Genomic DNA, 7,439 nt, shown 5'->3' on the forward strand with positions numbered 1-7,439 from the left:
GGGCCAGGCCGAGGACATCGGTGCGAAAGACGAATCGGAAGCGGAAGTCGGGTCGTGGGATCTACGGTGTCGAGAGGCGAGGCGTGATGTCCGGACAAGCCACGGGTCGGGCATCGCAGCCGTATCCTGATGCCAGCGGTCTCGCGCCGGACGTGCTCCACCGGTCCATCTTCGAGAGCGCCGTCGACTTCGCGATGATCGCCACCGGCCTCGACCGCCGGGTCGTCGCCTGGAACGTCGGGGCCGAGCGCGTGCTCGGCTGGTCCGCGTCGGAGATGACCGGGGAACCGGTGGACCGGATCTTCACGCCCGAGGACCGCGCCGGGGGTCGCCCTGCCGTCGAGATGCGGCTTTCCCTGGCGGAGGGTCGGGCCGCCGACGAGCGCTGGCACCTGCGCAAGGACGGAAGCCGGTTCTGGGCGAGCGGCGAGATGATGTCGCTCCGGGACGCCTCCGGCGGACACGTCGGATTCCTCAAGATCCTTCGCGACAGGACCGGGGCGCGCGAGGCCGGGGAAGCGTTGCGCGAGGCCGAGATGCGGCGCGCTACCCTGCTGGAGCTGACCGACAGGCTGCGCGACGTCCGCGAGCCGGCCGACCTGAGCCACGCCGCCTGCGAGGTGCTAGGGACCGCCCTGGACGTGAGCCGGGTCGGGTACGGCATCATCGACGAGGCCACCGAGACCATTACCATCGAGCGGGACTGGAACGCCCCCGGCATCCGGAGCCTGGCCGGCGTCCTGAACTTCCGCGACTACGGCACGTACATCGAGGACCTGAAGCGCGGCGAGACGGCCATCGTCGCGGACGCGGCGCTGGACCCGCGCACGCGCGACAACGCGGCCGCCCTTGAGGGCATCAGCGCCAGGGCCTTCGTCAACATGCCCTTGGTCGAGCAAGGCTCGTCGGTGGCCCTGTTCTACGTCAATCACGCGACCGACCGGTCCTGGAGCGCGGGCGAGGTCGCGTTGATGCGGGAGGTCGCCGAGCGCGTGCGAGGTGCGACGGAGCGCCTGCGTTCCGAAAGGGCCCTTCGCGAGAGCGAGGAGCAGTTCCGCGTCTTCGCCCAGGCCGTCCCCAACCAGGTCTGGGCGGCCCGGCCGGACGGGTACCTCTACTGGTTCAACGAACAGGCCTACGCCTACAGCGGGAGCCCGCCCGGGTCCATCGAAGGCCCGACGGAATGGGGGCGCATCGTCCATCCTGACGATCTCGCCTCGGCCGGCGAGGCCTGGAGCCGGTCTCTGGCAACCGGCGAGGTCTACGAAACCGAGTTCCGCATCCGTCGCGCCGACGGCGCCTACCGTTGGTTCCTTGTCCGGGCCGAACCCGTCCGGGCTTCCGACGGCGGCATCACGCACTGGGTGGGCACGAATACGGACATCGACGACCGGCGGCGGCAGGCGGCCGACCTCGCCGAGCTGAACGCCACCCTTGAAAGGCAGGTCGCCGAACGCACCACCGACCGCAACGCCCTGTGGCAGCTGTCGAGCGACATCATGCTCCGCTGCGGCTTCGACGGCCGCATCGTCGCGGTCAACCCGGCCTGGCTGACGATGCTCGGCTGGCGCGAGGACGAGCTCGTCGGCACGTCGCTGTTCGAGCTTCTCCATCCCGACGACGTCGAGAAGACGCTCGAAGGGGCAAGCAGCTCCGCGGAGGGGACGTCGTTTGCCCGCTTCGAGAACCGCTACCGCCACCGGGACGGGAGCTACCGCTGGATCTCGTGGTCGACCCGTCCCGACGACCGCCTGATCAACGCGGTCGGTCGCGACGTCACGGCGGAGCGGGAGCAGGCCGAGGCCCTGCGCCGGGCCGAGGAACAGCTTCGGCAATCCCAGAAAATGGAGGCCGTCGGGCAGCTCACCGGGGGCCTGGCGCATGATTTCAACAACCTGCTCGCCGGCATCTCCGGCAGCCTCGAACTGCTGCAGACCCGGATGAGCCAGGGCCGGCTCACGGACATCGACCGCTACGTCAACGCCGCCCAGGGCGCCTCGAAGCGCGCCGCCGCCCTGACGCACCGTCTCCTGGCGTTCTCGCGTCGCCAGACCCTCGACCCCAAGCCCACCGACGTGAACAGGCTCGTCGGCGGCATGGAGGAACTCATCCGCCGTACCGTGGGTCCGTCGGTCCACATCGAGGTGGTCGGCGCGTCGGGCCTGTGGCCGGCGCTGGTCGACCCGCCGCAGCTTGAGAACGCCCTGCTCAACCTGTGCATCAACGCCCGCGACGCCATGCCGGACGGAGGCCGGATCACCATCGAGACCGCCAACAAATGGCTGGATGAGCGCGGGGCCAAGGAGCGCGACCTGCCGCCCGGCCAGTACCTCTCGCTCTGCGTCACCGACACCGGCACAGGCATGCCGCCGGACGTGATCGAGCGCGCCTTCGACCCATTCTTCACGACCAAGCCCATCGGCCAGGGCACAGGCCTCGGGCTGTCGATGATCTATGGGTTCGTCCGCCAATCGGGTGGACAGGTGCGGATCTACTCCGAGGTCGGCGACGGCACGACGATATGCCTTTACCTACCCCGGCACTACGGCGAGACCGAGCAGGCCGACGTGATGGCCTCGCTCGGCGATGCACCCCGGGCGGAGCAGGACCAGACCGTGCTGATCGTGGACGACGAGCCCACCGTCCGCATGCTGGTCACCGAGGTGCTGGAGGATCTCGGCTACACCGCCATCGAGGCCGCCGACAGTCAGGCCGGCCTCAGGGTCCTGCAGTCGGACGTGCGCATCGACCTGCTGGTCACCGACGTCGGCCTGCCGGGCGGCATGAACGGTCGCCAGATGGCGGACGCCGGCCGCGTGCCGCGCCCCGACCTGAAGGTCCTGTTCATCACCGGCTACGCCGAGAACGCGGTCGTCGGCAACGGCCACCTCGAACCGGGCATGGCCGTTCTGACCAAGCCGTTCGTTATGGAGGCGCTGGCCACCCGTATCAGGGACCTCATCGCCGGGCCGTGATACCGACGCCCCGAAGGCCCCGGGGACCGTCACCCGCCGGGGCACCGACGGTCGCAAGGGTCATCGCGCCGTGGAGGTAGCAGCGGTGACCTTGCGCAGGATGCGGGACAGCTGGTCGGCTGAGTACGGCTTGTGCAGCAACTCGAATCCGTGAGCCCCGTCCTGGGCTAAAACGTGGCTGTATCCCGAGGCCAGCACCACCGGCAGCGAGGGCAGTCGCTGGCGCAGCTCTTTCGCGAGGGCGTCGCCACCCATCCCCGGCATGACGACGTCGGAGAACACCGCGTCGAACCCGGCGCCGTCCCTGCCGAGCCTGTCGAGCGCCTCCTCGGCGTTGGCGGCCCAGGTCGTCCGGTACCCGAGATCCTCCAGGATCTGGGTGGCGAAGCGTCCGACCTCGATGTTGTCCTCCACCACTAATACGCATTGGCCGGTCCCGAGCGGTGGCGGCCCCTCGACGCGCTCGGCCACGCCGTCCGGGCGGTTCTCAGGCTCGATCTCCGACAGGTAGAGCGTGAAGGTGGTGCCCCGACCCGGCGTGCTCTCGACGTCGACGTCGCCGCCCGACTGCTTGGCGAACCCGAAGACCTGGCTGAGGCCGAGGCCGGTCCCCTTGCCGACCTCCTTCGTCGTGAAGAACGGCTCGAAGATGCGGGCAAGGGCGTCGGCCGGAATGCCCGAGCCGGTGTCAGTTAGCGACACCGCCGTGAACGGCATGGTGCCGGCGGCGTGTCCACGGATCGCGGGCAGCGCCGCCCCGCACCGGAGCCGCAGCGTCAGGGTACCCTCGCCGTCCATGGCGTCGCGGGCGTTGACGGCCATGTTGACCAGCGCGGTCTCGAACTGGCTCAGGTCGGCCAGGATGAAGCACGGCTCGTCCGGCATCTCGGTGAGCACGCGGATGCGCGCGCCGGTCACGGTGTCCAGCATCTCGCCGACGCCGCGCAGCTTCTGACCGACGTCGAAGATCTCGGGCTTGAGCGCCTGACGGCGCGCGAACGCCAGCAGTTGTCCCGTCAGCTTGGCGGCCCTGTCCACGGTCTCGGACACGGCGTCGAGGTAACGCTGCTTGCGTTCCGGGGCGAGGTCCGGACGCCTCAGGAAGTCCACCGACGAGCGAATGATGGTCAGCAGGTTGTTGAAATCATGCGCGACGCCCCCGGTGAGCTGTCCGACCGCCTCCATTTTCTGGGACTGGCGCAGGGCGTCCTCGGCCGTCATCAGTTCGGCCGTCCGCTCGGAGACCCGCTGCTCCAGCGTCTCGTTGAGCGCACGCAGGTCGGCGGTGGCACGGTCGCGCTCCGCCTCCACGGCACGACGCTCCTCCACGTCCATGAGGACGCCGGGAAAGCTCAACGGCGTGCCGTCCGGGGCATGCTCAACGCGGCCGTTCGCCTCCAGCCAGTAGTAGTTCCCGTCCGCTCGCCGGGTACGGTACTGGTGGGCGTAGCCGCCGCCTCGCGTCATCGCCTCCCTCATGGCCTGCGCCAGCCCCGCCCGGTCGTCGGGATGGACGGTGGCGACGATGTCGGCGAGCGGGATGCCCTCGTGCCCGAGGGTCGGGTCGAGGCCGAAGGCCCGGGCGAACGCCTCGTCGACGACGAACCGGTCGGTGGGGATGTCCCAGTGCCACGTCCCGATGATCGCGCCGGCGGCCAGGGCGAGTTGCACGCGCTCGGCGTTCTCGCGGGCGAGCGCCTCGCTGGCGCGCAGTCGTTCCTCGGCACCACGCCGTGCCGTCACGTCGTTGAAGATGATCGCGATCTGCCGGTCGGCCGCGTCCCCGACCGGGACGGCCCGGACGTCGAACCAACGCCCGAACGCCTTGGCGTAGCTCTCGAAGTTCTCAGGCTCCCGGGTCCTCGCCACGCGCCCGTAGGTCTCGAACCAGAAGCGCTCCAAGTCGGGGGCGAACTCGGTGACCCACTTGCCGCGCAGGTTGACCCCCGCCTCGCGCTCGAAGGCGGGATTGGCCTCGACGAACCGGTAGTCCACCGGCACGTCGCCGTCGAACCGCACCTGCACGATGGCGAAGGCCGCCTCGACCGTGTCGAGGATGGTCCGGAAGCGCTCCTCGCTGCGGCGCAGGCTCTCGTCGACACGCCGACGCTCCGTCTCGTCGCGGGCGATCTTGAGGAAGCCGATCTCCCGGCCGGAGGCATCGCGGATGACACGCATCGAACCGTTGAGGAAAACGCGCCCGCCGTCCTTGCGCACGTGCCACCTCACGTCCGGGGCTACACCGTCCTCGCGGGCGCCTTCCACTTCCCGTGCGAGTTGCCCGGCCTCCCGGTCTTCCAGCGCAAACAGCACGTCCGCGCTCCGCCCGACGATCTCCTCGGCGGAATAGCCGAAGATTCCCGCCGCCCCCGTCGACCAAGTCGTGACGATGCCGTCGGCATCGAGGGTGAGGATCGCGTAGTCGGTAGCCGCCTCGACGATGAGCCTCAGCCTTTGCTCACGCTCTCGGAGCTCGTCGGTGGCCGTTTTCATCTCGGTGACGTCGCTGCCCTCGACGAAGATGCCGGAGACGTCATCCGAACCATCCCGGATCGGCTGGAAGATGAAATCGAGGTAGCGTCGCTCCCGCGGCTCGCCCTTGCGGTATTCGAGCAGGATCTCGACGCCGCGCCCGATGAACGGTTGCCCGGTGGTGTAGACGAGGTCCAGCAGGTCGAAGAATGGCTGGCCCTCGATCTCGCCGAGCGCCTCGCGCACGGTCAGGCCGATCACGTCACGGCCTCCGATCAGGCGCCGGTAGGCGTCGTTGGTCAGCTCGAACCGGTGGTCGGGCTCCCGCAGCACCGCCATGAAGCTCGGCGCCTGCCGGAACATCTCGTGGAGACGGTCGCTCTCCGCCTTGAGCGCGAGGTTGGCCTCGTGGACGCTTTGCGCCCGCTTGAAGATGCCGGCCTGGGCAGGCCGGAGTTCGGTGGCGGTCGCATCCTCGACGTTCCCGACCGCGTCCCGCAGGCGCTGGAGCTCAGTGACGTCAATGGGGTGCTGGAGCACCGTCCCCACCTCGCCGGCCGCGTCCAGGACGGGACTGTGCGTGATGCTCCAGTAGCGCTCCTCCATGCCGCCGCCCTCGGCTTCGGGCCTGGGCACGTCGAAGCGCAACAGCGGCATGGTGTCGGGCTGCCCCGTGCGGATCACGCGCTCGAACGACGCGATGGCCTGCCTCAGGGTCTCCGGGTCGGTCGGGAACGCGTCCCAGGCCCAGCGCCCGACGATGTCCGCCAAGTCACGCTTCACGCTCGCCAGGTACGCCTTGTTCGCCCCGACGATGTGGAGGCGTCGGTCGAGCACGAGGTAGGGGTTGGGGGAGGCGTCGAAGAAGCCGGCTGGATCGAAGGTCGCGGACAGGGTCGAATTCATGGCCGGATCACACTTCCCGACGCACGCCGTGGGACGCGGTGGCAGACGGGTCGGTCCGAACGTTGTCGCGCTCGATCAACAGGCGCAATCCAGCGCGCACCACCTCGCTCACCGAGGCGTAGTGCCCCTTGGCCACCTGATCCGTGACGTAGGCGGAATGCGCCGCGGTCAGCGCGACGTGGTGGGGGTGCTTGGCAGCCATGACCGGCGAATATCATGCGACGGCGAGGGGGTGCCACCTGAGGACCACCGCGGGCACGGTTTCGTGAGAGGATGCAACGGGCGCGCGCAGCAGCGTTCGATGTCTGCCGAAATTTCGTCAGCGGGGCGCCCTCATCCCGGGATCAGGCGGCGACGGCGCCGATCTGCTTGAGCATCGTCAGGTTGTCCGTCAGCGCCCAGTGCTCGGCCAGCCTGCCATCAGCGACGCGGAAGTAGTCCATCACCACGATGTCGACCGCGTTGCCAGTCGCCGGGATGCCCTGGAACTCACCGGTGTGTCGGCCCTGGAAGCGCAGACGGGCAAGCACGCGGTCCCCCTCGGCGATGACCTCGTCGATGGGCATCTCGATGTTCGAGAGGCCGCCGTGAAGCACCTGGCCGAGCTTGGCGACGCCGGCCGGCCCACGGACCTCGAAGTCGAGGCCGGGGTCGTGCCGGACGAAGTCAGGGGCGATGAAGCGATCCCACCATGCCTGGTCGCGGTCGCGGAACGCTACGAAGTACGCTCGCACCAGATCCTGGTTCGATTCCGACGACATTGTTTTCCTCCGACTCGCTTCGCCTCAGCGCGCCTCGACCTTGATGCAGGTGAAGGCGACTGGAAGGGCCTTGCCGCCTTCGGCCTTCTTGGTGAACGACGCCGCATTGGCGGTGGTCGAGGCGATGGCGTGCTCGACGTCCGGGCTATCGACCGGCAGCACGTAGTCCTGACCGCTGTCCACGCCCTTGGTCGGGTCGAAGACGCGGATGGTGACGTTGTACGGCTTGAGCTCCGTCTTCATGATGTCCCCTGCCTGAAGTTGCGTGGATCCTATGACGACGAGCGCCACCAGGACCGCGCCCGAGATGAGGCCGCGCATCGTC

At 69.0% G+C, this 7,439-nt stretch carries 5 protein-coding genes; 1 reads left to right on the forward strand and 4 read right to left on the reverse strand.

Going from position 1 to position 7,439, the window contains the following annotated elements; translation table 11 throughout:
* The first annotated feature begins 86 nt into the window (after positions 1-86).
* Positions 87-2,975, forward strand: coding sequence for a PAS domain S-box protein (locus MKL11_RS22130; RefSeq protein WP_243947344.1), 2,889 nt, complete (start codon positions 87-89; stop codon positions 2,973-2,975).
* A 60-nt stretch (positions 2,976-3,035) separates the two neighbouring features.
* Here MKL11_RS22130 and MKL11_RS22135 read toward each other — a convergent pair whose 3' ends face one another.
* The 4 genes from MKL11_RS22135 to MKL11_RS22150 form a co-directional block, all read right to left on the reverse strand.
* Positions 3,036-6,353: a PAS domain S-box protein gene (locus MKL11_RS22135; protein ID WP_243947346.1), complete on the reverse strand. Its 3,318-nt coding sequence runs from the start codon at positions 6,351-6,353 to the stop codon at positions 3,036-3,038.
* Between the two features lie 7 nt (positions 6,354-6,360).
* The gene (locus MKL11_RS22140; protein WP_243947348.1) at positions 6,361-6,555 is read right to left on the reverse strand and encodes a type II toxin-antitoxin system ParD family antitoxin; all 195 of its coding nucleotides are present in this window, start codon (positions 6,553-6,555) and stop codon (positions 6,361-6,363) included.
* 142 nt (positions 6,556-6,697) lie between these two features.
* The gene (locus tag MKL11_RS22145) at positions 6,698-7,114 is read right to left on the reverse strand and encodes an ester cyclase (protein WP_243947350.1); all 417 of its coding nucleotides are present in this window, start codon (positions 7,112-7,114) and stop codon (positions 6,698-6,700) included.
* 24 nt (positions 7,115-7,138) lie between these two features.
* Positions 7,139-7,439: hypothetical protein (locus MKL11_RS22150; protein ID WP_313900772.1), on the reverse strand; the 301-nt coding region annotated here is incomplete at its 5' end.

Source organism: Methylobacterium sp. J-077 (assembly GCF_022829365.1).
In the GTDB taxonomy this organism is placed as follows: domain Bacteria; phylum Pseudomonadota; class Alphaproteobacteria; order Rhizobiales; family Beijerinckiaceae; genus Methylobacterium.